The sequence below is a fragment of the Sphingomonas sp. BL-S-05 genome (assembly GCF_055521695.1).
Window position 1 is genome coordinate 1,479,853 of sequence record NZ_CM145499.1, and the last position, 25,164, is coordinate 1,505,016.

Genomic DNA, 25,164 nt, shown 5'->3' on the forward strand with positions numbered 1-25,164 from the left:
AAGTTGAGGGTCGTCGCCCCCTAGTACCGATCCCGTCCCAAAACTCTCGCATCCACGATTGAAAGAATGACCCCGATGGCCCGTGCGCGCACCCCTGTCGCGAAAGCGAAGGCGACGGGCGCGGCGGCGAAGAACCCCCAGCGCCATCGCGACCGCAAAGAACCCGTTTCCCGCCCCCTTGGCGACCCGTCGACCTTCCTCGACGAGCACGGCCGAATGGCATGGGAGGCATATCGCCGCGAACTGCCGTGGCTGATGGAATCGGACCGCTCGCTGATCGAAGTCGCCTGCTCTGTTCGCGGAAAGCTGCTGTCCGGCGGCGACGTCGGGGTTCAGGCGCTCAGCATGTTGCAGTCGATCCTCAGCAAGCTGGGCGGATCGCCGGCCGATCGCAGTAAGGTGGCGGTGCCGGATGACGAGAAGGAAGAAGACGAGTTCTTCGGCGACTGCTGATCGCGCCACCCGGTTCGCGCTGGACGTCCTTGACGGCAAGTTCGTCGCCGGCCCGCATGTTCGCAACGCCTGCCGCCGGCATATCGACGACCTGCAGTATGGCGCTGACCGCGGGCTGTCATATTCGGAGGCGAAGGCCGACCGGGTCATCCGGTTCTATGAGAAGAAGCTGCGGTTGAACGGCGGGCAATTCGAGGGTCGCCCGTTCCTGCTGCACCCCAGCCAGGCGTTCAAGCTGGGCAACATCTTCGGCTGGCTGCGCGCCGACGGCACCCGTCGGTTCCGCCGTGCGTACATCGAGGAAGGGAAAGGGAACGGGAAAAGCCCGTTCATCGGCGGCGTCGGCCTGTACGGCATGATGGCCGATGGCGAACCCGGCGCGGAGATATACGCCGTCGCGGCGCATCGCGATCAGGCGAAGATTCTGTTCAACGACGCCGTGTCGATGGTCGAGCAGTCGCCCGATCTAGAATCGCGGATCACGATGAGCGGCGGACCGGGCCGGCGCTACAACATGGCCTGGCTAAAAACCTCGTCGTTCTTCAAACCGCTCAGCCGCTCGGCTGGCAAATCGGGGTCGGGTCTGCGCCCGCACTTCGGCCTCGCCGACGAGATGCACGAGCATCCGAACCGCGACGCGGTTGAGATGATCGAGCGCGGCTTCAAGTTTCGCCGCCAGCCCTTGCTGGCGATGATCACGAACAGCGGCACCGACCGCAACAGCATCTGCTGGGAGGAGCACGAACACGCGGTGCGCGTGGCGGCAGGAAACCCGGACGCCAAGGACGACGATCCGGCATATCTGGGTGTCCCGATCGACGACACGACCTTCTCGTTCGTGTGTTCGCTCGACCCCGGCGACGACCCGTTGAACGATCGTTCGTGCTGGGCGAAGGCGAACCCGCTGCTCGGCGTGACGATCACCGAGGACTATCTGGCGGACGTCGTCGCCCAGGCGAAGGCGATCCCCGGGAAGCTGAACGGCATTCTGAGGCTCCACTTCTGCGTCTGGACCGACGCCGAGGCGGCATGGATGACGCGGGCGGTGCTCGAACCCTGCCTCGCCGACTTCGACCCGGCGATCCATCATGGCAAGAGGGTGTCCCAGGGGCTCGACCTTTCCCAAAGCCGCGACATTACGGCCAAGGCCTGCGTCGTCGAGACGGGCAGCGTGCCGGTGACCGTAATTGTGGAAGGCGAGGCGGTCGTCGTCGAAAAGCCGACGTACGATGCGTGGATCGAGGCATGGACGCCCGGTGACACGCTCGCAGCGCGGGCGGCGCGGGACAAGGCGCCGTACGAGGTATGGGTCAGGGAGGGTCACCTTCAGGCACCGCCCGGACAGAGCATCCGGTTCGATCACGTCGCACAGTCGCTCGCCGATGACGATCGGGACTTCGACATCGGCATGGTCGGGTATGACCGGTACGCATTCCGGCGGTTCGAGGAAGAGGTTCACCAGCTGGGGTTGGCGATCAATTTCGTCGAGCACCCCCAGGGCGGCACGAAGAAGGGCAAGCCGACGCCCGCGATGATCGCGGCGGCAAAGGCGGAAGGGAAAGAGCCCGAGGGGCTGTGGATGCCCGGTTCGCTTCGCGCGCTCGAAGAGGCGATGCTCGAGCGTCGTATCCGGCTCAAGACCAACCCGGTGCTGATCTCCGCCATCATGTCGGCGGTGACGGATCAAGACAGATGGGAAAACCGCTGGCTCGCGAAGGAGCGCGCAGCGAACAAAATCGACGCCGCGGTCGCGCTGGTCATGGCGTTGGGTGTGGCGATGGCGCCGCAAACCCCCGCCTTCGACCCGATGGCGATGATCGGCTGACGAGGAGCACGCGATGCAGGTTCTGCACAAGGCGGTCGCGCGCGCGGCCGGCGACGATCCCTATACCTTCGTGATGTCTGACGCGACCGTCGACCGCTACGGCGACGTCGTCGAACCGTCCGGCTGGAAGCTGGCGAACTTCAAGCGCAACCCGATCGCCCTGTTCGGTCACGATTCGTCGTTCGTCATTGGCAACTGGAAGAACCTGCGGGTTGAGGCCGGGAAGCTGATCGGCGAATTGGTCATGCTGCCGGCAGGTCTAAGCGCGCGGGTCGACGAGATCCGCGCATTCATCGAGGCCAAGATGCTTCGCGCGGTCTCGGTCGGCTTCCGCGGGCTGAAATCCGAACCGATCGGCAATGGCGGCATCCGCTTCACCGAAAGCGAACTGGTCGAGTGCAGCGTGGTCGCGATCCCCGCGAACCCGAACGCGCTGCAGGTCGCCAAGAGCCTCAACCTTTCCCGCGACACACAGGCGCTGATCTTCGTCGAGCCCGACACTGCGACCACCGCCCACGACGCGCGAACCCCCGGCGAGCCCGCCACGCAGAAATCCCTTTCGAGGAAACCGAACATGACGACGCTCGCACAGCGCATCGAAGGCGTGCAGGACGACCTGACGCAGCTTCGCGACAACCTTCAGACCGCGATCGACAACGGCGCCGAAATCGACACGATCACCGCCGAAATCGAAAAGAAGGACGCCACCCTCCTTTCGCTCAAGCGCGCCGAGGCGGCCCTTGCCGGTACCGGCACTGGCGCGGCTGGGACGACCATCGTGGTTGAGCCGCGCACGATTGAACAGCGCACCGTGCCCGCAGACCAGCGCCGCCCGTTCGCGGTGGCCGCAAAGAAGGTCGAGCCGGTCGACCACATCTTCCGCTCGATGACCGTCGGCCTGATCGCCCACGTCCGCAAGGTGTCGCCCACGGTCGCGCTGCAGCAGGCCTATGGCGAAGACGTCGCGACGAAGGCTGTCCTGGACATCATGACCCGCTCGGCGACCGTTCCGGCGGATACCGTGACCCCGGCATGGGCCGGCGTGCTGGTCGAGACCGCAATCGGCGAGTTCTTCGACCTGCTGCTGCCGACCTCGATCTACCCGCGCCTTTCGGCGATCGGTGGCCGCTTTGGCTTCGGCCGCGCGGGCAAGGTGTCGCTGCCGTCGCGTGCGGCCAACCCGTCGGTCGCGGGAAGCTTCGTCGGTGAAGGTGCGCCGATCCCGGTCCGTCAGGGCGGGTTCACCAGCACGACGCTGACCCCGAAGAAGATGGCGGTCATCACCACCATGACGCGGGAGATCACCGAGCACTCGACGCCGCAGATCGAGCAGATCCTGCGCGCGGCGATCCAGGAAGACACCAGCATCGCGCTCGACGTGGTGCTGATGGACGCCCTGGCCGCAACCGCGGTGCGCCCGGCCGGTATCCGAAACGGTGCAATCACCGCGGCGGGCACCGCGGGCGGCGGCATGGCGGCGCTGGTCGCCGACGTGAAGGGCATGCTCATCGATCTGACGGGCTCGACGAACGGCAACATCCGCAACCCGGTGTGGCTGATGAACCCGGGTCAGGCGATTAGCGCCGGCCTCATTCAGGACAACACCGGGCAGTTCCCGTTCAAGGCCGAGCTCGCGAACGGCAACTTCATGGGCTACCCGGCCCTGATCTCGTCGACCGTTCCGGTCGGTGTAGTCGCGCTGGTCGACGCTGCCGACTTCATGTCGGCGACCGGCGACGTGCCGCGGTTCGACGTGTCGGATCAGGCAACGCTCCATATGGAAGACACCGCCCCCGCGCAGATCGCGACGGCCGGTGCCGTGCCGTCGGGCGGGCGCGTCCAGTCCATGTTCCAAACCGACAGCCTCGCGCTGCGGATGATCATGGACGTGTCGTGGGCCATGCGCCGCACCGGCACCGTCGTTGTCCGCACCGCGGTCACCTGGTAACCCCTGCTGGCCGGGCTTCGACCCGGCCGGCACCTCCCGCGAAAGGATCGCGCACATGCCGACGCCCCAAGAAATCCTCGCCGAGAACCGCAAGGCGCTCGAAGCGCAGAATGCCGCCGCGATGGATCGGACCGACAGTGTCCAGCCCACGCCGACGCAGGAAGAGGTCGATGTCGCCAAGCTGGCGACGCCCACGCTCGAAACGCTCGACGGCAAAGAAGATCACGGTTCCCCCGAGGAACGTCAGGTCGAAGCCGGCGGTCAGGCCGAATATCGCACCCGCGCCGCGCGCGGTGGGCGCAGCCGCCAGTCCTCGGCGGAATAAGCCCGCGTGGCGGGGTTTCTGTCGCGGGTCCGGTCGTTGGTCGGCCTGCCCGACACGACCGAGAAGGCCGGGACCGAAACCCCGCCAGTTGCCCTCACCGGCGACTGGCTGCCGATGAACGCGCCCATCAACTGGTGGCAGACGGGCATGTCGCCACCGCGATCGGCGCGGTCATCAATGGTCGAGGCGTGCGTGTCTGCCTATGCGCAAACCGTCGCAATGTGCCCCGGTAATCATTGGCGCTGGGCGGCGGACACTGGGCGGCAGCGCGTGCCTAACTCGCCGCTTGCCCGCATCATCAAGCGCCCAAACGACTATCAGTCGATCAGCGATTTCCTGCTGAACCTCGTCCGTTACCTGCTGGACGAAGGGAACGCCTATGCGCTGGTGGTGCGCAACGCGCGGTTCGAGCCAATCGAACTGCATCTCATGGACAGCGACAGCAGCTATCCGTTCTTGGCTGTCGACGGGTCTGTTTTCTATTCCCTCGCCGGCAACCCGATCGTCGATCGGCGGTTCGGCCCGCGCATCACCGTTCCCGCCCGCGACGTGCTGCATATCCGGCTGCACACCCCGCGCCATCCGCTGGTCGGTGAGACGCCGATGGTCGCCGCGGCGCTCGAGCTTGCCGCCGGCAACGCGGCCTTGTCGAACCAAGTCAATTTCTTCCTCAACCAAAGCCGCCCGTCGTTCATCCTGTCGACCGATGCCAGCCTGACGATCGAGCAGGTCCGTATGCTACGAACGGCATGGGACGAGCAGTCGAAGGGTCTGAACAGCGGTGGCACGCCGATCTTGTCGAACGGCCTGAAGCCGAACCCGATCGGGTCGAGCAACAAGGACGCCGAACTGGCCAGCATCTTGCGCCTGTCGAGCGAGGCGATCGCGCAAGTCTACCGCGTGCCGTTGCAAGTGCTGGGCGCCGCATCGACCGCGTATGCCACGACCGAGGCGCTGATGCAGTCGTGGCGCGCGGGCGGCCTCGGCTTCATGCTGAATCATGTCGAAGAGGCGATCGGCAACCTCTTCAAGCTGGGCGGACAGCCCGAGGAATATCTCGAACTCGACACGTCGGCGCTGCTCCGGTCCGAGTTCAAGGTGCGCGTCGAAGGTTGGGCGGCTGGCACGCAGGCCGGCATCTTCGACCGCAATGTCGCGCGGCAGGATTTCGAGCTCGCTCCGGTCAAGGGCGGCGAGGAGCCGTGGGTGCAGCAGCAGGATATCCCGCTGAGCGTCGCGGCAGATTTGGCGAAGAGTCCGCCCGCGGCACCCGAGCCTACGTCGCCTGACGCCCCCGCCGCTCCCACCGAGACCCCTGATGAACAGGAGCGCCGGTACGAAGCGCTGCGCGAAAAGGAAGCGAGCCTGATGTATGGATAGCATAGAGGTTCGCGCTTTCGTTGATGGTGCTCGGGACGCCGTGCGCAAGGCGCTAGCCGACCCTCGGCAGCATCCTCGCCGGTGGGTTCAACGCGCAGACGTTCAGCGACGTCGAGAAGAAGAAGAAGTTCCTCGGGATCGTCACCGGCAAGTCGTACTCGACGCAGTACGGCAACGCGGACCCCGAACTTGAGGGGCAGTTCACGCTGCTGCTCAAGTCGTTCTCGTCGGCGATCGGTGCGGCGGCCGGCCCGCTCGGCGAGGCGACCGACGCCGTGCAGGCGCGGTTGAACGGGTTCGTCGTGTCGATCGGCAAAATCGATCTGAAGGGCCTGACCGGCGAGCAGATTCAGGAGAAGCTGAGCGCCGTGTTCGGCAAGGCTGCCGACGACATGGCCGATGCGGCGTTCCCCGGCATCGCGCGGTTCCAGCAGGTCGGGGAAGGTGCTTTCGAGACGCTGGTGCGCGTTGCTTCGACCGTCGAAGCGGTCACCACGTCGCTCGACCAGTTGGGGCTTGCCTCCCGCGCGCTCGGCATCGATGCGAAGGTCGGTATCGCCGCGCAGTTCGATAGCGTGTCGGCAATGACCAGCGCGGCCGACGCCTACTTCCGGGCCTTCTACACCCCGGCCGAACAGAACGCGGCGCGCATGTCGCAACTGAATGGCGTCTTCGTCCGGCTGGGCACGACCATGCCGGCGACGATCGACGCATTCCGTGCGCTGGTCGACGCGCAGGATCTGACGACAGCGGCCGGGCAGTCGACCTATGCGACCCTGCTGCAAATCGCCCCCGCCTTCGCCGATCTGAAGTCGGCGCTGGACGGTGCGAAGTCGGCAGCGGACGTTATCGCCGAACGCGAAGGTTTGCAGCGGCGGTTGCTCGAGCTCGACGGCAACACCGCCGCCATCCGCGCGCTCGACCTCGCCAAGCTGGACGCCAGCAACCGCGCGTTGCAGCAGCAAATCTACGCGATCGAGGATGCCAAGGCCGCGGCCGAGGCAGCGAACGACCTGCGCGAGGCGTGGGCGTCCGTTGGCGACACCATCGCCGACGAGGTGAAGCGTATCCGCGGGCTCGACACCGTCGGCAGCGGAGCCAGCTTTGCGACGCTCATGGGCCAGTTCAACGCGGCGAACCTGTCGGCGCGCGGCGGTGACATCGATGCGGCGAAGACCCTGCCCAGCCTGTCGCAAGCGCTGCTCAAAGCGGCTGGCGAACAGGCGACGTCGAGCCAGGAACTGAAGCGCATTCAGGCGCAGACGGCGGCGACCCTCGAAGCGACGCAAGCGGCCATCGCCGGGCGGTCGGCGGCAGCGGCAACCGCGGCGATCCTCGCCAACTCGGCGAATACGGCGGCTGCGACAGCCCCAGCGGGCACCGCGGCGAATGACGCGTCGGCCGCGACGATCGCGAGCCTGAAGGATGAGGTGAAGGGGTTGCGGGATAGCATGGAGGCCGCGCTGGCGACGATCGCGGCGAATACCGGGCGCGCGGCGCGCGTTCTCGACGACGTGTCGGCAGCGAGCGGAGGCGACGCGATCAGCGTGGCAGCGGCGGCATGATTGTCGCTGTTCCCGGCCTGCCGCCTGTCGACCTCGGCATCACCGAGACGACGCCGACGGTCGGTATCACCGATTACAGTCGCCGCGTGACCGACGACTTCGGCGTAACGTCGGTCACGAAGCGGGGGTTCTCGCGAAAGCTGTCGCTTCGTTTTGCCGTGCCGTTCGGCGATGTCGACGCGCTTCAAACCCGGCTGGCGGACCTTCGCGAGACGAAGGCGACGTGGATCGCGGACGATCGATTCCGGGCGCTGTCGGTCGTGGGCCGATACAAGGACTTCTCGATCGATGTCGCGTCGCAACCGTGCAGCTTCTGCACGCTGACGATCGACGGGTTCGCTGAGACGCTCGACTATCCGGACACCGGCGGCGACCCCGCCGTCAATGGCGCATCGACCTTCCGGCTGTTGCAGCCGGTAACCGTCACCGACGTCGTTCTGCGCGCAAGCTCGGTTCCGGAGAATGACGCGCCGGCGTGGTCGGCTGGCGGCACCTATGCCAAGGGCGAGCGCGTTCTTGTCGGCCACCGGGTCTACGAGAGCCTTGTCGACGGCAATGTCGGCCACTCCCCGGCCACGACGACGCAATGGCTGGATGCCGCGCCAACCAATCGGTTCGCAATGTTCGATCAGGCGCTTGGTAGCGAGACTACGGCCCCGGGGAGCATTGTCGTCACCCTGTCCTCGGTGAACGCGACCGCGCTGGCCTTGCTCGATGCCACGGGCGCTACGGTTCGGGTGCAGGGGGCGGGCTATGACCAGCAGCGGCCCGCCGACGGTACGATGATCTTTGACGGCTTGCCGGCTGGCGACATCACCGTCACCGTCGCCGGGCCGGGGGCGGTCGCGGTCGGCACACTGCTGTTCGGCCGTATCGTCGCGCTAGGCGTGACAGAGACGAACCCCACCGTCGAGATCGCCGACTACAGTCGCAAGGAAACCGACGATTTCGGCGAAGTGACGATCGTTCCGCGGGCATGGGCGAAGCGCATGGCGGCACGGACGATGTTGCGCACCGACGCCGTTGATCTGGTGTTCGACCGGATTGCCACCGTTCGCGCCCTCCCCTCGCTGTGGATCGGCGATGATGGAGTCGACGCGCTATGCGTCTACGGGTTCTTCAAGGACTTTTCGATTGAGGTCGGCGAGACGACCAGCAAGCTGTCGCTGCAAATCGAAGGACTGAGCAAAGCCGCGAAAGTCAAAGGCTTCGGCGCGGGCGGTCCGGTCGAATGGTCATCGATCGTCGGCGCCGGCAAACCGGAAGATAATGCTACGCGCGGCATGACGGCGGCCGAGCGGCAGAAGTACGAAGGCATTGCCGAGGATATCGCAGACATCTTCTCCGACGGCATTCTGCATCGCGGGCCGGAGAAGCTGACGCTGCTGCGCATCTATGACGACCTGATCGCGGACAGCGCCGCCGCGCATGCGCAGAGCGTCGCGCTAAGCAACCAGTATGGTGGCGATCCGACACTGACAGAGCGAGTAGCGCGCGACACCGCGATCGGCGCACTGGACGCCTATCTGAACGGGTTAACTCCGCCGTGGAGCCAGGCCGATGTCGACACCCCGGCCAATGGCTATGACATTCGCGACCGGTTCGGCGCGGCACGCCAAACGACGGCCGACCTTGCCCGTGCGAACGATGCCTTCGTTGCCGCGCGCGCCAAGGCAGCGCTCGATCAGCTTATCGCGATCGGCAGCGACGGCGTGCTGTCCAAGGGGGAGAAGCAATCCGCCATAATCGAATGGAACAACACCTACACCGAGGGCGAGGCCCTGACGAACCGTTGGAAGGCGCTGGGAAGCCCCGGCACCATCAAGGCGGTGATCGACGCGCATATCGCCGCGGTAACGGCGCTGGCGGTGTACCTTGGCGGCCTTCGCCCGCAATGGGACGACGTCTCCGTCGACACCCCGATCGACGCCGCGACGTGGCGCTCGACATGGCAGGGCGCATCGGCCGCGCTGGGCGCGTCGCGATCGGCGCTCTATGGCTATACCGCCACGACAGCGCAGTGGGATGGCGTCGATAACAAGCCGTATTCGCGACTGTTCACCAACCTGCTGGATACCCTGCCGTGGGTGCCGGGGGCGAAAGACAGTATTGGCCGCTTCAGCCAGAATGGTGGGAGTGGGCAGAACGAAATCGTTCTCGACCAAGGGCCGGGCGGTATCAGCGAGCCGATCTTGCGCATGGTCGCCGGCCCCGGACAAGGATCAGTACCCGGCGACAATGCTGGATCGCCTTGCGGCGGTTGGAATTATGACGCCTATAAGGATCGGGGCGAGTACGACCCTCGCAAGACCTATCGGTACATGGTTTGGGCCAAGCGCGCTCCCGGCGCAAATGGGCCAATATACCTTGGGACGGGCGGACGCATCCTGACCGTTGAAGGTGTTGCCGACACTAACCCATACTTCTGGGTCGGTGACTTCGAAGGGGACGTACAGAATAATCTACCGGCCACGGGTAAGTGGTATCTTATCGTCGGGGTGTTGCATGGGTGCGACTATACCGGGGGGCAAAGTGGTGTCTCTGGGGTTTACGATCCAGATACCGGCAAGCGCCTACTTCCCGGTAACGACTTCAAGAGCCATCCTGAAGCCACCTTACTGGTTCATCGCGCCTACCAATACTATGCGCAGGCCGGGTCCACGTCGTTCTTCGCGCGTCCCTCGCTAGAGGAAGTGACTTCGGCCACCGTCTCGGTCGAACAGATATTCGCCACGGTCGGCATGACAACGCTGCAAGCGGCGGCACTGGCCGAAGCGCAGAACGCGATCATCGCGATCGGCAGCGACGCTGTGTTGTCGAAAGGGGAGAAGGAACGGACGGTCCGCGACTATGTCGCGCTGAGCAACGAAACCGACACGCTTCACGACCGGTTCGTTGCTCTGGGTTCGCCCGCCGAAGCGACCGACTCCATCAACGCGCTAATTACCGCCCGCGACAACCTCGGTGGATACCTGAACACCCTGTCGCCCCCTTGGAGCGACGCGACGCAGGACACGCCGATCGATCCGCCGACATGGGCGAACCGGTGGGACGTGGCCTATGATCGGGTCGCAAAGGCTCGCGCGGCGATCACCGGTCGAAAGGGAGATAAAGGCGACAAGGGCGAAGACGGCGCCAACCCGCTGACCGCTTACCTGACGAACGAATCCTTCACGCATCCGACGAACGCTGACGGTTCGCCGGCCGCGATCAGTGACGGGATCGGCGACGGGCAGATGCGGGTGTTCCTGGGTACGCAGGACGTAACGCCGCAGTGCTCGTTCACAGCGCAGCTGCCCTATAATCTTGCGCTCACCATCGACCAGTTCGGCTCGTACGTTTCGACAGCCTTGTACGACGATCAGGGCTATGCCTTCGTGATCGCGTCTTATCAGGGGCTGGCGATATCCAAACGGGTTAGTGCCTCGCGATCTAAAGGCGGCACGGCCGGCACGAACGGCATCAGCCCGCCCATCGTACGCGTGATTGCGAGCGATCAGTCGTTCAGTCTCGATACCGCCGGCAACGCGAAGGCAAAGACCGTCAGACTGACGGCCGCGGCGCAGAATACGAGCGCACAGGTGCTATGGGCGGCGTTCCGTGCGGATGGGCACCAGTACACAAGCTGGCTCGACGCGGCGACGTTGGCGGCGCAGGGCTGGCTCACCCGGTCGATCGACAATCTGAACGTCGAAATCGATCAGGACACGTTCAACTTCCTCGCCAACAATTACGGCGAGACAATTACCTTCGGCGTGTTGCTTCAGGGCACTGACGTTTCCGATCGCGTCTCGATCGTCCGCCTGCGGGACGGCGCGAAAGGTGCGGACGGCGCTGCGGGGCTGGCCGTGTTCCTGACCAACCCGTCGCATACCGTGCCCGCCAATTCGGCCGGTACGGTCACCAGCTATGCCGGCTCGGCATTCTCGATCGTCGTCATGGCCGGCGGCGAGAATGTGACCAGCAGCTTTTCCATCGAAAGCACCGACAATCCGCAGGGCCTGTCGGTGCCGGGCACCTATCCCAATTACAATGTCGACGGCGGCCTCGATGCGTCGGAGGCAACTGCCGTCTTCCAGTTTAACCTGCTCGGCAGCGGGCGGTTCGCGAACGTCCGGCTGTCGACCGTCTATTCGATAGGGAAGTCGATCGCTGGCGCGAACGGTGCCGCCCCGCCGCTCCTGACCGTGCAGGCGTCGGGCCAAGCGATCGTCACGAACGCGGATGGTTCGCTGGTAGCCAATACCGCGCTGACGTTCAGCGCGACCCGACAGAACACGGATGCAGCCGTGACGTGGGCGGTATTCGATGGGGCGGGCACCCAACATCGCACCTACAGCGGGTTATCGTTCACGACCGACGCGGCCGACCTGCTGGCGATCATCAACTACCCGGCGGCGGTCGGGCAGCCGAACACCCGGTTCTGCACCGTCAAGGCGGCGTGCGGGTCGGTTAGCGACTTCGTGACCGTGTGGGCGGTGCGGAATGGCGAAAACGGGGCGGCGGGCGTTTCGCCGTTTGCGCTCGACCTCGGTAGCGCAGCGATCGTCCTGAACGCAACGTATGCCGGCGTGACGAAGCCGGGCCAGCTGCCCCGCAATGTGGCTGTGTCGGTCAAGCAAGGGACAACCGATGCGATCGGCGCTGTCGCAATCGGCATCAGCACATCGACCGGCATCGCCGCCAGCTATGCCAATGGCGTGGTGTCGATCACGACCGCCGATGCCGACGGCTATGTCGAGGTGTCGGCGTCGCAGGGCGGCGTGAACGTCGTCGCGCCCAAGCGCATCTCGATCAGTCGCAGTCTCGACGCGCCACCGCCGCAAACGGCAACCGGCGTGACGCAGCGCGGGTACAACGGCGACCCGAACAACACGTCCTATCTGTCGGGGCCAAGCGGCAAGATTGTGACGGTCGGTGTGCCCGCCAACGGCGTCCTACCGATCGAAATTTATCTCGAATACAGCGTGCTCGAGAACCAGAGCTTCGCCTTTCGGACCTACGCGGCCGCTGCGAAGATCGTCTATCGGCCGGTGGGGTCGGGTGCGGCGTGGTCCGATCTCATTAGCGAGGTGTCAGGCACGATAGCGCAGTGGTCGCGCTCGACGCAGGAATACGAGCAAGGGGAACTGAACTATCCAAGTTCGGTCAACCTGCCGGGCGGACAGGCGTTTGAGTTCGCGCTGATGTTGCGAAAGCATTCGGGCAACGGCAGCGCGCAGTATGTCGACGGGTTCATGAGGATCGGCGAATGACGGCGGCAAGCGTTACCGTAACTGACGCTGCCGGCACGGTGCTGACGCAGCTGCTTGTGCCGGAGGGGAAGACCCCGGCGGAGGTCGGTTGGCCCACCGCGTCGACGCACCGGTTCTACACCGTCCCAAAGCCCGGCGATCAGACGACGCAGCGGTTCAATCCCGTCACGAAGGCATGGGAGGATTCGGCGGCGCTGGTCGAGGCGCAGTTGATCGCGTCGATCAAGGAAGAGGCCGAGCGTCGCAAGATGACCATGGCGACGCCGGGGGGCATGAAAAAAGCGGAGTATGCGGAGAAGCGGGCGGAGGTGCTGGCGTCGAAGTCGCTCGGCTCGAACGTCGGCGCGATCCTCGCCGCGATCAACCTGCTGCCGCTCTCGACCCGTCAAACCCGGTTCGCCCATGCGCTGGCCGATAGTGCGGCGTTCGGTGACACGATCGCTGATGCCCTCGCTCGGTTTGAGCAGGGAATGACGCGATCTGACATGACCACGAAGATCAGCGCGCGCGAGGCGAAGGTGTGCGCCGATATCCGCGCTGCCACCACGGTTGCCGCCAAGCGCGCAGCGGCGGCCGGGGTCGTCTGGCCCGCCTGACCTGACTCACGAAAGGACTGTCAATATGAACACGCCCCGCCGGGCGCGCTGGTACGCGTCCCTATGAGCGCCGAGAACAGCCTGGTCGCGCAGACGGTTGCGAATGCGCCGCCGTCGCTGGCCCCGCCTTCGTTCAACGACGGCGCGAGCTTATTCCTCTTCAATCTATTCCTGATGACGGCGGCGATGTTCCTTGGCGCGATGCTGGTCGGCCGGCAGCTGAGCCGGATCTGGGGGCAGCGGCGGTTCGATCACCCCCTGCACCCCGTCAGCCTCTATCGGATGATAACCGTGCTGGCTGGCATCGGCCTGACGCTGCGCTGCGGAGCGGAGGCGATGTATCTTTGGGGCTGGGCGCCGAACGATCCGACGACCTTCGCCCGCGTCGCTATGGCGAAACGCTGGATCGACCCGATCGCGGTGGCGGCTGGTATGACATGGATGGGGATCGTGATGCTCGGCGAGCCGGGCGTCGAACACCAGCTGCGCAAAGCCCCTCTACCCGTCGATATGTGGTCGCGATGGCCCACCCTTGCCCGGGCGGCCGGCATTATTGTGCTGAGCTTCTTCGCGGCTGGCGCGGCGGTAATCCTCCGGTGAAACTCCAGTCGGCGCTGGGGGCGGCGGCGGCGGTCCCTATCCCGGTCGTCTGGGACGTGTTCGGCCTGGGCTATCGGTTCGAAGCCGGTCCGTTCGTAGTCAGCATCACTATGGTGCTCATCACCAGGCTGTGCATCTTCCTAAATACGAAGGGTCGCCGGCAGGTCTTCTTCGACGCGGCGGTCACCTTCCTATGCTGCGTGATCGCTGCGCTGTGGACGCAGGCGCACTCGCTCAGCCTGCTACCGTCCGCGATCAGCGCCATGACCATCGCCGGCATTGGCTACGGGCTGATCGGGATTGGAAAGAGCCAGTTCCTGATTGCAGCGCGCGGTGCGTTCGACCAGTTCCTTAAAGGCTTGGCGCAGGCACCGCCCGCGCCGCCCGAAAGCGACGATCAGGCGATCGCTCGCCTGCGGAGCGATCTCGACAAGGTCGACTGACCTATCAGCAAGAGACGACCCTGCCCGCCGATCGATTGGGGGGTGTGGCGGGCAGAGGCGCCCTCTTGCGAGATGTTCGGTCCCGTTCCCGAACAAGCAATTCATAACCCACGTCAATTAAGGAATCGTTTATGACGACGGCACAACCGGCGTGGCGCGCTGCCGCGTCCGCCCCGATCGCGCGCGGCATAACCTCGATCGCGGTTCACTGCACCGCCACGCGTGAGGGCCAGACCTTCCACGTTGCCGACATTCGCGCCTGGCACAAGGCACAGGGGTGGAGCGACATCGGCTATCACTTCCTCGTCGCGCTGGACGGATCGATCGAGATCGGCCGTGCGAAGGCGCTAGTCGGCGCACACGTCGCCGGCCACAACGCTAACTCGGTCGGCATCGTCTACGTCGGCGGCGTAGCGGCGGACGGGAAGACGCCGAAGGACACCCGCACGCCCGCGCAGAAAGCGGCGATGCTCGACCTGCTACGCGTGCTGAAGCGGGCGCATCCGGGTGCGGTTATCAAGGGACACCGCGACTATCCGAAGGTCGCGAAAGCATGCCCCAGCTTCGACGCGCTGCGCGAGTATGCGGCGCTATGATCTGGGCCGCGCTCTACGCGATCGGCGCGGCGGTCGTAATCGGCTGGCTGCTGCATATTCACATCACCGCCCGCTACGAGATTGACCGGGTGCCGCTTTACATCTTCATCCTATTCCCGCTGATGTGGGGTCCGGTGCTGCTGGTCGTGCTGGTGATCGCGATCGTCGTCGGCACGATCTGGGCGGCGAAGCTGCTCGCGTTGCGCGTGCGCGGCCAATGAGCACGATCCGCCCCTACCTCGCCTTGATCGGCGCGGTCGTCGCCGTGGCGTTACTCGCCACCGCCTACATCGCCGGCCGGCGCGACGGGCGCGCTATCGCCGACGGGAAGCAGGCGGCGGTCGAGCGCGCAGTGAAGGCAGAACGCGACAAGCGCGACGCTGTCGTCGCGACCGGCGAGACGGCCGGTGCGGCCAAGGAAACCGACAGGCAAGAGAAGGTTCGGGAGATATACCGTGAGACGAACACGATCACTGACCGCCCTGTCTTTCGCAATGTCTGCGTTGATGCTGACGGGCTGCGCCTCATCGAACGTGCGACCGCAATCGCCAACGGCGACGATCCCGGCGAACCTGCTGGCGCGGCCGGCGATCCTGCCCCAGCCGCGCCGCAGCGCTGACGGCGGGCAGGACGGCGCCGCGGCGTTGGGGTCGCAGATGGACGTGCTCGACGTCGCGGGCGGCATCCGCGCCCAGCTCGTCCGGTTGCAGTGCGCGGTACTCGCGTCGATCGGCCAGCCGCTACGGAACGACTGTCCGAGCTAGCTTCGCTGCCCGTTGCATGGCGGCGAGGTCGAACACAAAGCCGGGTTCAGAGGCGTCGGACGCCCCCTTCTCCCAAGCGTCGTAAAGGTCGTCGTCGCCATCGTCTGTATATGGATTGTAGATCATTTAGCTTTTGGGTCCGGTAACGCGAGACGCGGCCACTCCTTGCCAATAGGCGGCTTCGACTGGTCGTTCGGTAATCATCGTACCCGCCGTTCCACTACATCAGCGCTGCCGCACGCATCCGCTCAAGCTCGTCGATGCGATACGCTTCGCCAGCGTCATCAGTGGGACCGAAGAAATACTTATCCCAGATCTGCTGCTCGGTTTCGGGCGTGCTCGCTAGTAGCGCTTCGCGGACAGCAGCACGCAGTTCGTTGGCATCAACCATGATTCGACCTTAACGAGCGCCCGATACCGGGCTGGTGGGCGTAAGGTTAACAAATTTGCATAGGAATCCTATAGCATTTTCGACGCGGACCGGGCTTAGCGGCCGGCTTCTGACTGACGCATGTCATCAAAATCACGCATCTATTTGAATGGCTTCATACACGTGTTCGCCCTGCTACTCGTCAGGATGCGAGAAAGCGTCGATGAGTAACTGCCGGACCTCATCCGGCCCCGCAGCTATCATCGCATCTTTGGTTGCGGGTGGTATCAGCACGGTATGGCGCACCAACCTTACGCCAGCGATTTTAGGCTTGGAACCGGACCTGCCCGGACGACCACCCTTGCCTAGTACGCCAACCATCTCGAATCACCGCCTGCCATCGCGTACGTCGATACGGACCATTATAGGATTCATATATCACTGGACATAAGCAGGCGATTCAGTCGAATGACGCCCGATTTTGCGTCTGATGCGCATGGGGGGTGGCGATGACGGTAATCTCTACGGGCACCGGACTAGCGGTGCGATTTGCGGTTAGCTTGGGCGTCAAGAATGCCAACGCTGTCGCGCTTTTAAGCATCGTTGCGGCTCTAGGGGTCGGATTAGCGCTATCCGTTGCATCTGAAAGGTTTGCAGCCGTGAAGATATTGTTCACCGCCCCAAAATTTACGAAGTCCGAACCGCAACGGCCAGCAACTGCTTGACAGACTAAAGTTGCAGGTCTGCCAATGGAGCCTTTTTATGTGGCTTACTGAACAAAAGCGTAAGATTGAGAAACGCCGCAAGATTGCGAAGGCGCTTGAGGTTGCGAAACAAGCCTCCGGCGTCGAACGCCATCCATTGCCGTCGGAAGTTGTTGTGAGCCTAACGTCATTCGCGCCGAGGTTCGCAACGCTTCATCAAGTCATTCAAAGCCTACTATTCCAGACTATGCCGGCGGATCGCGTCGTGCTGTATTTGAAGAAAGGCGAGGAAGCGCAGTTACCCGCGTCCGTTTCCAGCTTGGTGTCCGATAAGTTCTTGATCGAATGGCGCGACGACAACCGGTCGTACGACAAGCTTATTCATGCCCTTATTGACTACCCAGACGCCTATATTATCACGGTTGATGATGACGTAATTTACCCGTCTAATCTTGTTAAGCAGCTTGTTGAAGGTCGGGTCGTAAACCCGGACGCCATAGTCTGTATGCGCAACCACCGCGTAAGCTTCTCACACGACGGTTACCTACTTCCGTATCCGTCGTGGAAGTTTAATGCTATCGATGACTTAGCACGACGCCCTTCCGCCGACTTGATGCCTACCGGCGTTGGCGGCGTCCTGTATCCTCCGCATTCTCTCGACCCGCGCGCAACAGACATCGAAACTGCGAAACGCCTCGCGCCAACCGCCGACGATCTCTGGTTCTACTGGATGGCCCGCTTAGCCGGTACCATGCACGTGAAAGTCGGGCAGAACACGAACAATTTGTTGTACACTGAAGGCAGCCAAGAAAGCGGGCTCATTCACACAAATTGGGATGGAGCGAATGATAGGCAGATACGCGCTCTTTGGCTTGAGTTTGGCCGACCAAACGGCTTGGACGAACGGGTTAGGTTGAGAGACTAAAACGGCGAGGGCGGCGTATGCTAAAGGGCATAATTAGTCGATTGAAACGCATGGTTGCAGGACGTCCGCAGGTACGAACGAACGTTCTTGTGGAAAGCAAAGTCGATTTAAATCCTGCATTTTCATCGGTAAAGTCGTTGTGGGCTATCGGTCCTATGCAAGCGACACACTGCTGCGAAACGTTACGATCGGAAGATTCTGCTCGATTGGCCGCCGCTGCTCGATCGGCGCTGCGAAGCACGATATAGGAAGCTTCAGTTCACATCCTGATTTCGCTCGGCCCGACTTTGACTCCGATCCCCAAACCATCATTGGAAACGATGTTTGGATCGGTGACAATGCCGTTATCGTGGCCGGCGTCACGATTGGTGACGGCGCGTGCATCGGCGGGGGCGCTGTCGTGACGAAAGACGTAGAGCCGTACGCAATCGTCGCAGGTGTACCCGCTCGTCTACTTCGTTATCGCTTCGGGAAAAGCTTTGCGGACGACCTACGAAATTCTGGATGGTGGCGTTACGGTCAGAACCTGCCTGCAGAAGCTGCGCGGGCTTCCGATCCAATATCGTTCTTGCAAACTCTAAAGCATTTGCAACCGCCGGAAATGGCCGCGCATCATAGCCCGATGGAACGCTAGGTCGACGAAAGAGGCAACAGGCTAAGAGGTGCGATCGTTCGGCATAGGCCCAATGCGACCAGTATCGTTGGCGATGCCGGACGGCGTCCTGTATTAAATTCACTTACGCGGCTTACAGGGATCTCGTTTGCCTTAGCCCAACAAACCAGTCCGCCAGCTTTCTCCATTTCGGAACGCAACAACTCGCGAGCATCGTCGTCACTCAGTAGTAACGAGCCGCAAGCGCGCAGTATCGCTCGTGCAAGTTGCCTCGCTTCGGCGGTGCTAATTTCCAAATTTTCCGAGCGCAAAATGACTTCAGCGATCTCCGCTTCCGTTATCAGCGAGGTTCTTTTTGCCTTAGCCGCCATCACGCTACAGACGGAAAAAGCAATGGCGCGCATGTCACGGCCGACCCGAGGACCGTCCAAACAACTCCTGGAACGCTCCGCGCAAGCAGCCGCTCGCTCGAGCCCCCAAAATCTGGATCATCGATCCTGAGAAGAAGCACAACGCCATAGGTCATTAGGATGTTGCCTACGGTTATGACTACGCCAACTATCGTTATCATACGCGATCCCGCGCTTCGTTTTGAAGTCTTGCAACAAGTTCCTTCAGTTCGTCCCGTTCCGCAAGGTACGTGCGGGCGGCCCGGTCAAGCTGGTTGACTCGACGCTCAGCGTCCAGCAGCGCATCTTCGTGGCGTCGTCGACTTATAAAAGGCCAGTTCACGCTACCCCCTCTTGCGTTGCGGGCGCCGGCACGGCGCGTAATGCACCCATACAATCGCTGGGTTGATACTCCAACGCTAAGGTTCCAGAGATTCAACCGTTCGCGAACCCGTGGAACGGCACGGTGCCCTCCCCGAACGGCACCCGGACCAAGCAGCCTTCCCACGGCACAAACCGATGGGCGCCTTCGTGCCCGTGATCGAGCAGGCATATCAGGCGAAAGTCGTCGCCCGGCTGGCGGCAATGCTGCCGTCCGATCACAAACCCGCGCATCGGCATAACAGCGACATTGATATCGTCGGTCATTGCAGCGTCCTGTTCTCATGGATGGCGTTGAGGCAGTCGGCCAGCCGCTGCCAATGCGCCAATTCGTGACGATCCTTCGATGCGTGCGCGCCGGTCGTGACGATCTGCGCTGCCCGGCCGAGGCACGCGGTCGACAGCAGTTCGAACGCCTGTTCCCACGCGGTCATTGGACGTTCCGCCAGTCTGCCTCGGCGTCATCGACCGCGTCGATCATATCGCCGGGGGCCATGTTCTTCGACAGGTAGCGGCGCACGTCGTCAGCGGTGCCGTTGCGAGGGAATGCCCGGTCCTTCGCCGCTGCTGCGATGAGATCGCCCAGCGCCCCACGCGCATCGGACTGCTTGAGCATCCACGTACCAAACGCATCCGTTTCGGTTTGCATGTCATTCCTCCGCTTGACCGAATCGTCATCCGCCATCGATTATGTTCCGGGTTTGTTCTAATGTCGAGTCGAGGCGTATGGGGTGGAATGACTTTCGGTTACCGGCTTGCGGAGAGCGGCACGACAACGAGGACGGCACCAGCCGGCAAGCCGAACTGGCGCTGCTGACCCCCGGTGATGAGTTGCACCTGATCCGCGAACCGCTGAACGAACACGACCCGATGGCGGTCGCGATCTTCACCAGCCGCGGTGTCCGGGTCGGCTATCTGGCGCGGGTCCGCGCAATCTGGATCGGGAGCAAGATGGATCGCGGCCAGCCGGTCAACGCGATTGTGGAGCGCGTGAAGGGTGCCGCCCTGCCCGGTTCTCCGCTCGGCCTCGTCATGCGTCTGAACATGGACGGTGAGGAACCGGAACTGCCATGACGGTTCAAATGAGGGGGTGGGAAGGCTAAATTATTTTGGGGGTATCGGTCGGGGTATTGCCCCACTAGTGCGTTAGAGGAATGGCGGTTTTCCGCCATAAAATGGCGTAGTTACGGCGGGCTCCCTCTCCGCCACTTCCTTCCATCACGATAGATATAGTGCGTGACGCTTTCGCGGCAGGCCATACGTGCCTCCGCGCCGTGCGCCATGACCAAAAGTTCATCGCGCGCTCACCGCCCCGCCCGACCCGTTCGACTAGGCGGCGGTCGATGACCGTAGTGTTCGGTCGGTGCAGCCAGGGTCGACCGTGTGAGCAAGCCAATCTTCTTCGATCCTACCGGCCGCCGGAGTGTCTGGGCACGGCGCGGGGTCGCTTTGCTGATTCTCGCCGTGATCGCGGCGGCGATCGCCTTTGCGACGACGCTGGTCGCCACGCCGCGGACGCTGGGCATCCCCCTGCCCTTCGCCCGCCGACATGGCGAGGCATTTGCCCCACGCGTCGACAAGACCGCGCGGCACGGCCGCTGGTTGCCGCGCACCAGTTCGCCCAAGGTCGGCGGCACGCCGCTGACGATCGGTTTCTATGCCCCCGATACGGCGGGCGGGATCGCGTCGCTGCAACGCCATCTCGATACGCTCGACTGGGTGGTGCCGGCGTTCGTCAGCGTCGTGGGGACGCAGATGCGGGCGACCGACGATCCGCGACTGGAACAGGTGCTGGCCGGTGCCCGTCACGCACCCAAGCTGTTGCCGATGGTGCAGAACCTGACCGATTCCGACTGGGACGGTGCCGGTGCGGCGAAGATGCTGGCCGATCCGGCGGCGCGCGCGGCGCTGATCGCGCAACTGGCAGGCTATGTCCGTGCGCGCCATGCCGCCGGTCTGGTAATGGACTATGAAAGCCTGCCCGCCGCCGCCGTCGCCCGCTATCCGGCGTTCCTCGCGCAGCTGAACGCGGCACTGCCCAAGGACGCGGTGCTGGCGGTGACGGCGCCGGCGGGCGATCCCGACTGGCGGCTGGCCGACGTGGCGCGCGCCACCGATCGCGTCATTCTGATGGTCTATGACGAACATTGGGAGAGCGGATCGGCCGGGCCGATCGCGTCGCAACCATGGTTCGTCGGGCAGGTCGAAAGCGCGTTGCAACAGGTCGGTCGCAACAAGCTGGTCGTGGCGCTCGGCAGCTATGCCTATGACTGGCACGACGGCAGTGCCGACGCGTTGTCGATCGAGGAGGCGTGGCTGGCCGCGCATGATTCGGCGGCGGCGATCGGGTTCGACCGCGCGAGCGGCAATGCCGGTTTCGCCTATCAGGACGAACGGGGCAGCCGGCATCAGGTGTGGATGCTGGATGCGTCGACGAGCTGGAACCAGATGGCGGCGCTGCGCCGGCTTGGCATCGATGCGGTCGCGATGTGGCGGCTGGGCAGCGAGGATGCCGGTTTCTGGAACGACCTGACCGCCTATCGCACCGTCAATCGCGTGCCGCGTATCACCCGGTTGCAATCGGCGCTGAACGTCGATGTCGAGGGCAGCGGAGAGGTGCTGCGCATCACCGCACGGCCGACGCCGGGCGCGCGTAGCGTCAGCTTCGACCGTAACGGCATGATCGCCGACGAAGCCTATGTCGCGCTGCCGACACCTTATGTCGTGCAACGAACCGGGGCGGCCGATCCGAAGGCGATCGCGCTGACCTTCGACGACGGGCCGGACGCGACATGGACGCCGCCAATCCTAGACGCGCTGGAGGCGGCGCATGTCCCGGCGACCTTCTTCGTGGTCGGCGAGAATGCGATCGAGCATCCCGGGCTGTTGCAGCGGATCATCCGCGATGGCGACGAGATCGGCAACCACAGCTATACCCACCCCAATCTGGCGACGACGGGCGAGCGGACGACGACGCTGGAACTGAACGCCACGCAGCGGCTGATCGAAGCCTATACCGGACGGTCGACGACGCTGTTCCGTGCCCCCTATTTCGGGGATGCCGAACCGACGACGATGGACGAGATCGCGCCGGCGCTGCTCGCGCAGGATTTGGGCTATACGGTGGTCGGGCTGCACGTCGATCCCAATGACTGGCAACGGCCGGGCACCGACGCCATCGTTCGGCAGGTGGTCGATCAGGTCGAGGGTGCCAGCGCCGACAGTTCGCGCAACGTCGTGCTGCTCCACGATGGCGGCGGCGACCGGGCGCAGACGGTGGCGGCGCTGCCGCAGATCATCGCTGTGCTGAAGGCGAAGGGCTATCATTTCGTCACCGCGTCCGCGCTGGTCGGGGTACCGCGCGCGGTCGCGATGCCGGCGGTGACCGGGCGCGATCTGGCGGCGGTGCGGACCGACGTCGCGATCTTCATCGTCATCGCGGCGATCTCGGTTCTGCTGGCATGGCTGTTCTACCTCGCCATCGCGCTCGGCATGGCGCGGGCGGTGCTGTTGGCCGCGCTGGCATGGTTCCAGTCGCGGCGCGAACGGCCGACGCCGCCGGTGTTCCAGCCGAGCGTCACGGTCATCATCCCCGCCTATAACGAGGAACGGGTGATCGCCGATTCGGTCGCGCGGGTCCTGGCGAGCGACTATCCGGGATTGCAGGTAATCGTCGCCGATGACGGATCGAAGGACGGAACGAGCGCGGTAGTCCGTGCCCGGTTCGATGCCGACCCGCGCGTCACGCTGCTGACGCTGGTCAATGGCGGCAAGGCGGCAGCGCTCAACCGCGCGTTGCTAAAGGCCGATGGCGAGATCATCATCGCGCTGGACGCCGATACCCAGTTCGAGCCGACGACGATCGCGCGGCTGGCACGCTGGTTCGAAGACCCGGCGTTGGGCGCGGTGGCGGGCGATGCGCGCGTCGGCAACCGAGTCAATCTGGTCACCCGTTGGCAGGCGGTAGAATATATCACCGCGCAGAATCTGGAACGCCGCGCACTGGCCGGGTTCGATGCGATGACGGTGGTGCCGGGCGCGGTCGGCGCATGGCGGCGGGCGGCGCTGGACGCGGTCAACGGCTATCCGGAGGATACGCTGGCCGAGGATCAGGACCTGACCATCGCGATACAGCGGGCCGGTTGGCGCGTGACCTATGATCCGAATGCCATCGCGTGGACCGAAGCGCCCGAGACGTTCAAGGCACTGGCGAAGCAGCGCTATCGCTGGGCGTTCGGGACGCTGCAATGCCTGTGGAAGCATCGCGCGATCCTGCGCAGCGGCAGGCCGGCGGGTCTGGCGCGGATCGGGCTGCCGCAGGCATGGCTGTTCCAGATCGCCTTTGCCGCAATCTCGCCGCTGATCGACCTGGCGCTGCTGCTGTCGATCGTCGGTACGGCGGTGCGGGTCGCGCAGCATGGCTGGGCGCAGACCAGCGGCGACGTGTCGCAAATGGGGCTGTACTGGCTGTGCTTCACCGCGATCGACGTGGCGTGCGGCTGGGTCGCGTATCGGCTCGACGGGAACAAGGCACGCTATCCCGCGCATCTGCTGGTCGCGCAGCGGCTGGTCTATCGTCAGATCATGTATTGGGTCGTGCTGCGCGCGATCGCTTCGGCGGTCGGCGGGTTCGTGGTCGGATGGGGCAAGCTGGAGCGGACCGGCAGCGTGCAGGCAGCGGCCTGATGCCGGACGATCAGCGGGGAAAGGTCAGCCGGACGACCAGTCCGGGATGATTGTCGGCGAGTTCGATCGTCCCGCCGTGCAGCCGGGCGACCGCAGCGACCAGCGACAGGCCCAGGCCCGCGCCGCTTTCGTGCCGCGACGGATCGAGCCGGCCGAAGCGTTGCAGCGCCGTTGCCCGGCGATCCGCCGGGATGCCGGGTCCGTCGTCGCCGACGATGATCGCGACTCCGCCGCCCTTGTCCTCTATCGCCAGCCGGATCGTTCCTGCGCCATATTTCAGCGCGTTATCGATCAGATTTGACACCGCTTGTCCGATCATCTCGCGGTGGACGCTGGCGATCACCGGGGCGGACGGCGTGACCGCGATCGCCAGCCCGCGGTCCTCCGCCAGCGGTTCGAACAGGTCGGCGAGGTCGGCCAGCAATTCGGTCAGATCGGTCGTGGTGAAGGCGTCGCGACCGATCCCCGCCTCGGCCCGGGTAATGCGCAGCGCGGTATCGAGCATGCCGAGCAACCGCTCGCCCTCCTCCATTCCCCGCAGGACGGCGACCCTGGCATCTTCACTATCCGCCGCTGCCAATGCGCGTTCCAGCGTCGCGCGCAGCCGGGTGAGCGGGGAGCGCAGGTCGTGTGCCAGCGCATCGGTCGCCATCTTCAATTCGCCGACCAGTGACGCGATCCGGTCGAGCATGGCATTCACCGATCGCCCAAGATCTTCGAACGCATCGCCACCGCCCTCCAGCGGGACGCGCCGATCGAGATCGCCGCCGGCGACCGCCGCGACGGTATCGACCGTGCGTCGCAGCCGCCGCGCGATAATCTGGGCCGCGACCCACCCGGCCAGCCCCGCCAGCACCAGCGCGACCAGCATGGCGGCGACCATCGCCATCTCCATGGCACCGACGAACGCGCGCTCGCCCTCGATGACGTGACCGGTCAACAGGCGCGTGCCGTCGGGCAGGACCGTGCCGATCACGCGCATCGATTCGGGACGGTCGCGGCGGATGCGGAACAGCTCGATCGTGGCCGGTGGGCCGGGCGTCACATTGGGGGGCCAGGCACCGACATTGCCGGCCAGCGTCGTACCGTCGCGCGCCGACACCAGCACCACCGATTGCGGCCGGTCGCTGCGATCGAGCCGCGCTTCGGCAGCCTTGCGCAAACCCGCGACGCCCCCGGCCGCCCATGCCTCCAGCAGCGTCGCGCGCAGCCGCTGTGCCTCGTCGGTCGCGCTGGCGGTCAGTCGGGTTTCGGTCACGGTCCGGACGGTCAGCAACGTCACCGCCGCCCCCGCCAGCTGCAATGCAAACACCAGCGCCGCGAAGCGCAGCGTCGCCGACCGGGTC

Annotated in this window: 22 protein-coding genes and 1 pseudogene; 17 read left to right on the plus strand and 6 right to left on the minus strand. The window is 64.5% G+C overall.

Annotated elements, in window-relative coordinates; all coding sequences use genetic code 11:
- Nucleotides 1-66 precede the first annotated feature (66 nt).
- The 5 genes from ACZ1JS_RS06750 to ACZ1JS_RS06770 are packed head-to-tail and all read left to right on the plus strand — an operon-like array spanning nt 67 to nt 5,931.
- Nucleotides 67-453 carry a hypothetical protein gene (locus ACZ1JS_RS06750; protein WP_465168273.1) on the plus strand — a complete coding sequence of 129 codons (387 nt, stop codon included), beginning with the start codon at nt 67-69 and terminating at the stop codon, nt 451-453.
- A complete protein-coding gene (locus ACZ1JS_RS06755; protein ID WP_465168274.1) occupies nt 413-2,278 on the plus strand; it encodes a terminase large subunit in 1,866 nt (621 codons plus the stop codon). The genes ACZ1JS_RS06750 and ACZ1JS_RS06755 overlap by 41 nt, the downstream gene beginning before the upstream one ends.
- A 13-nt stretch (nt 2,279-2,291) precedes the next feature.
- Nucleotides 2,292-4,226, plus strand: a complete 1,935-nt coding sequence (locus tag ACZ1JS_RS06760) for a phage major capsid protein (protein ID WP_465168275.1) — start codon at nt 2,292-2,294, stop codon at nt 4,224-4,226.
- Between the two features lie 55 nt (nt 4,227-4,281).
- On the plus strand, nt 4,282-4,551 hold the full coding sequence (locus ACZ1JS_RS06765; RefSeq protein WP_465168276.1) for a hypothetical protein: 270 nt from the start codon (nt 4,282-4,284) through the stop codon (nt 4,549-4,551).
- A 6-nt stretch (nt 4,552-4,557) separates the two neighbouring features.
- A complete protein-coding gene (locus ACZ1JS_RS06770) occupies nt 4,558-5,931 on the plus strand; it encodes a phage portal protein (protein ID WP_465168277.1) in 1,374 nt (457 codons plus the stop codon).
- A gap of 52 nt (nt 5,932-5,983) precedes the next feature.
- Here the strand turns inward: ACZ1JS_RS06770 and ACZ1JS_RS06775 are convergent, their stop codons facing one another.
- Complete coding sequence (locus ACZ1JS_RS06775) at nt 5,984-6,247, minus strand: hypothetical protein (RefSeq protein WP_465168278.1); 264 nt, start codon at nt 6,245-6,247, stop codon at nt 5,984-5,986.
- Here ACZ1JS_RS06775 and ACZ1JS_RS06780 point away from each other — a divergent pair.
- The 8 genes from ACZ1JS_RS06780 (at nt 6,234) to ACZ1JS_RS06815 (ending at nt 15,605) form a co-directional block, all read left to right on the plus strand.
- On the plus strand, nt 6,234-7,496 hold the full coding sequence (locus ACZ1JS_RS06780) for a hypothetical protein (RefSeq protein ID WP_465168279.1): 1,263 nt from the start codon (nt 6,234-6,236) through the stop codon (nt 7,494-7,496). The genes ACZ1JS_RS06775 and ACZ1JS_RS06780 overlap by 14 nt on opposite strands.
- On the plus strand, nt 7,493-12,751 hold the full coding sequence (locus ACZ1JS_RS06785; RefSeq protein WP_465168280.1) for a hypothetical protein: 5,259 nt from the start codon (nt 7,493-7,495) through the stop codon (nt 12,749-12,751). Before ACZ1JS_RS06780 ends, ACZ1JS_RS06785 begins: the two co-directional genes overlap by 4 nt.
- Nucleotides 12,748-13,347: a hypothetical protein gene (locus ACZ1JS_RS06790; protein ID WP_465168281.1), complete on the plus strand. Its 600-nt coding sequence runs from the start codon at nt 12,748-12,750 to the stop codon at nt 13,345-13,347. Before ACZ1JS_RS06785 ends, ACZ1JS_RS06790 begins: the two co-directional genes overlap by 4 nt.
- 63 nt (nt 13,348-13,410) lie before the next feature.
- Nucleotides 13,411-13,947 (plus strand): hypothetical protein, encoded by a 537-nt coding sequence (locus tag ACZ1JS_RS06795; RefSeq protein WP_465168282.1) that lies wholly within the window; start codon nt 13,411-13,413, stop codon nt 13,945-13,947.
- Nucleotides 13,944-14,390, plus strand: coding sequence for a hypothetical protein (locus ACZ1JS_RS06800; RefSeq protein WP_465168283.1), 447 nt, complete (start codon nt 13,944-13,946; stop codon nt 14,388-14,390). The genes ACZ1JS_RS06795 and ACZ1JS_RS06800 overlap by 4 nt, the downstream gene beginning before the upstream one ends.
- Before the next feature lie 131 nt (nt 14,391-14,521).
- A complete protein-coding gene (locus ACZ1JS_RS06805) occupies nt 14,522-14,986 on the plus strand; it encodes an N-acetylmuramoyl-L-alanine amidase (RefSeq protein WP_465168284.1) in 465 nt (154 codons plus the stop codon).
- Nucleotides 14,983-15,207 carry a hypothetical protein gene (locus ACZ1JS_RS06810; protein ID WP_465168285.1) on the plus strand — a complete coding sequence of 75 codons (225 nt, stop codon included), beginning with the start codon at nt 14,983-14,985 and terminating at the stop codon, nt 15,205-15,207. Before ACZ1JS_RS06805 ends, ACZ1JS_RS06810 begins: the two co-directional genes overlap by 4 nt.
- On the plus strand, nt 15,204-15,605 hold the full coding sequence (locus tag ACZ1JS_RS06815; RefSeq protein WP_465168286.1) for a hypothetical protein: 402 nt from the start codon (nt 15,204-15,206) through the stop codon (nt 15,603-15,605). The genes ACZ1JS_RS06810 and ACZ1JS_RS06815 overlap by 4 nt, the downstream gene beginning before the upstream one ends.
- A gap of 365 nt (nt 15,606-15,970) precedes the next feature.
- Here the strand turns inward: ACZ1JS_RS06815 and ACZ1JS_RS06820 are convergent, their stop codons facing one another.
- Entirely contained in the window at nt 15,971-16,141 is a 171-nt protein-coding gene (locus tag ACZ1JS_RS06820; protein ID WP_465168287.1) for a hypothetical protein, read from the minus strand.
- 741 nt (nt 16,142-16,882) lie between these two features.
- On the opposite strand from ACZ1JS_RS06820, the gene ACZ1JS_RS06825 reads away from it, so the two are divergent.
- Both ACZ1JS_RS06825 and ACZ1JS_RS06830 read left to right on the plus strand, forming a co-directional pair.
- Nucleotides 16,883-17,749: a hypothetical protein gene (locus ACZ1JS_RS06825; RefSeq protein ID WP_465168288.1), complete on the plus strand. Its 867-nt coding sequence runs from the start codon at nt 16,883-16,885 to the stop codon at nt 17,747-17,749.
- Nucleotides 17,750-18,053: 304 nt separating this feature from the next.
- Nucleotides 18,054-18,219, plus strand: a pseudogene (locus ACZ1JS_RS06830) (DapH/DapD/GlmU-related protein); the annotation flags it as partial.
- Nucleotides 18,220-19,186: 967 nt separating this feature from the next.
- Here ACZ1JS_RS06830 and ACZ1JS_RS06835 read toward each other — a convergent pair.
- Genes ACZ1JS_RS06835 through ACZ1JS_RS06845 form a run of 3 tightly spaced genes read right to left on the minus strand, consistent with a single transcriptional unit; the run spans nt 19,187 to nt 19,817 of the window.
- A complete protein-coding gene (locus tag ACZ1JS_RS06835; RefSeq protein WP_465168289.1) occupies nt 19,187-19,399 on the minus strand; it encodes a hypothetical protein in 213 nt (70 codons plus the stop codon).
- Nucleotides 19,396-19,566: a hypothetical protein gene (locus ACZ1JS_RS06840; RefSeq protein ID WP_465168290.1), complete on the minus strand. Its 171-nt coding sequence runs from the start codon at nt 19,564-19,566 to the stop codon at nt 19,396-19,398. Before ACZ1JS_RS06840 ends, ACZ1JS_RS06835 begins: the two co-directional genes overlap by 4 nt.
- Nucleotides 19,563-19,817 carry a YozE family protein gene (locus ACZ1JS_RS06845; RefSeq protein ID WP_465168291.1) on the minus strand — a complete coding sequence of 85 codons (255 nt, stop codon included), beginning with the start codon at nt 19,815-19,817 and terminating at the stop codon, nt 19,563-19,565. The genes ACZ1JS_RS06840 and ACZ1JS_RS06845 overlap by 4 nt, the downstream gene beginning before the upstream one ends.
- A 41-nt stretch (nt 19,818-19,858) precedes the next feature.
- Here ACZ1JS_RS06845 and ACZ1JS_RS06850 point away from each other — a divergent pair, with 41 nt between their 5' ends.
- Nucleotides 19,859-20,206 carry an HIRAN domain-containing protein gene (locus ACZ1JS_RS06850; RefSeq protein ID WP_465168292.1) on the plus strand — a complete coding sequence of 116 codons (348 nt, stop codon included), beginning with the start codon at nt 19,859-19,861 and terminating at the stop codon, nt 20,204-20,206.
- Between the two features lie 309 nt (nt 20,207-20,515).
- Nucleotides 20,516-23,818, plus strand: a complete 3,303-nt coding sequence (locus tag ACZ1JS_RS06855; protein ID WP_465168293.1) for a glycosyltransferase — start codon at nt 20,516-20,518, stop codon at nt 23,816-23,818.
- Nucleotides 23,819-23,828: 10 nt separating this feature from the next.
- Here the strand turns inward: ACZ1JS_RS06855 and ACZ1JS_RS06860 are convergent, their stop codons facing one another.
- Complete coding sequence (locus tag ACZ1JS_RS06860) at nt 23,829-25,130, minus strand: sensor histidine kinase (RefSeq protein WP_465168294.1); 1,302 nt, start codon at nt 25,128-25,130, stop codon at nt 23,829-23,831.
- Nucleotides 25,131-25,164: the final 34 nt, after the last annotated feature.

Coding starts and splice junctions, on each gene's coding strand:
- ACZ1JS_RS06805 (WP_465168284.1), top strand. CDS start 14,522: ATGACGACGGCACAACCGGCGTGGCGCGCTGCCGCGTCCGCCCCGATC.
- ACZ1JS_RS06755 (WP_465168274.1), top strand. CDS start 413: ATGACGAGAAGGAAGAAGACGAGTTCTTCGGCGACTGCTGATCGCGCC.
- ACZ1JS_RS06750 (WP_465168273.1), top strand. CDS start 67: ATGACCCCGATGGCCCGTGCGCGCACCCCTGTCGCGAAAGCGAAGGCG.
- ACZ1JS_RS06825 (WP_465168288.1), top strand. CDS start 16,883: ATGTGGCTTACTGAACAAAAGCGTAAGATTGAGAAACGCCGCAAGATT.
- ACZ1JS_RS06810 (WP_465168285.1), top strand. CDS start 14,983: ATGATCTGGGCCGCGCTCTACGCGATCGGCGCGGCGGTCGTAATCGGC.
- ACZ1JS_RS06785 (WP_465168280.1), top strand. CDS start 7,493: ATGATTGTCGCTGTTCCCGGCCTGCCGCCTGTCGACCTCGGCATCACC.
- ACZ1JS_RS06820 (WP_465168287.1), bottom strand. CDS start 16,141: ATGGTTGATGCCAACGAACTGCGTGCTGCTGTCCGCGAAGCGCTACTA.
- ACZ1JS_RS06840 (WP_465168290.1), bottom strand. CDS start 19,566: ATGACCGCGTGGGAACAGGCGTTCGAACTGCTGTCGACCGCGTGCCTC.
- ACZ1JS_RS06795 (WP_465168282.1), top strand. CDS start 13,411: ATGAGCGCCGAGAACAGCCTGGTCGCGCAGACGGTTGCGAATGCGCCG.
- ACZ1JS_RS06835 (WP_465168289.1), bottom strand. CDS start 19,399: ATGACCGACGATATCAATGTCGCTGTTATGCCGATGCGCGGGTTTGTG.
- ACZ1JS_RS06850 (WP_465168292.1), top strand. CDS start 19,859: ATGGGGTGGAATGACTTTCGGTTACCGGCTTGCGGAGAGCGGCACGAC.
- ACZ1JS_RS06845 (WP_465168291.1), bottom strand. CDS start 19,817: ATGGCGGATGACGATTCGGTCAAGCGGAGGAATGACATGCAAACCGAA.
- ACZ1JS_RS06765 (WP_465168276.1), top strand. CDS start 4,282: ATGCCGACGCCCCAAGAAATCCTCGCCGAGAACCGCAAGGCGCTCGAA.
- ACZ1JS_RS06790 (WP_465168281.1), top strand. CDS start 12,748: ATGACGGCGGCAAGCGTTACCGTAACTGACGCTGCCGGCACGGTGCTG.
- ACZ1JS_RS06815 (WP_465168286.1), top strand. CDS start 15,204: ATGAGCACGATCCGCCCCTACCTCGCCTTGATCGGCGCGGTCGTCGCC.
- ACZ1JS_RS06760 (WP_465168275.1), top strand. CDS start 2,292: ATGCAGGTTCTGCACAAGGCGGTCGCGCGCGCGGCCGGCGACGATCCC.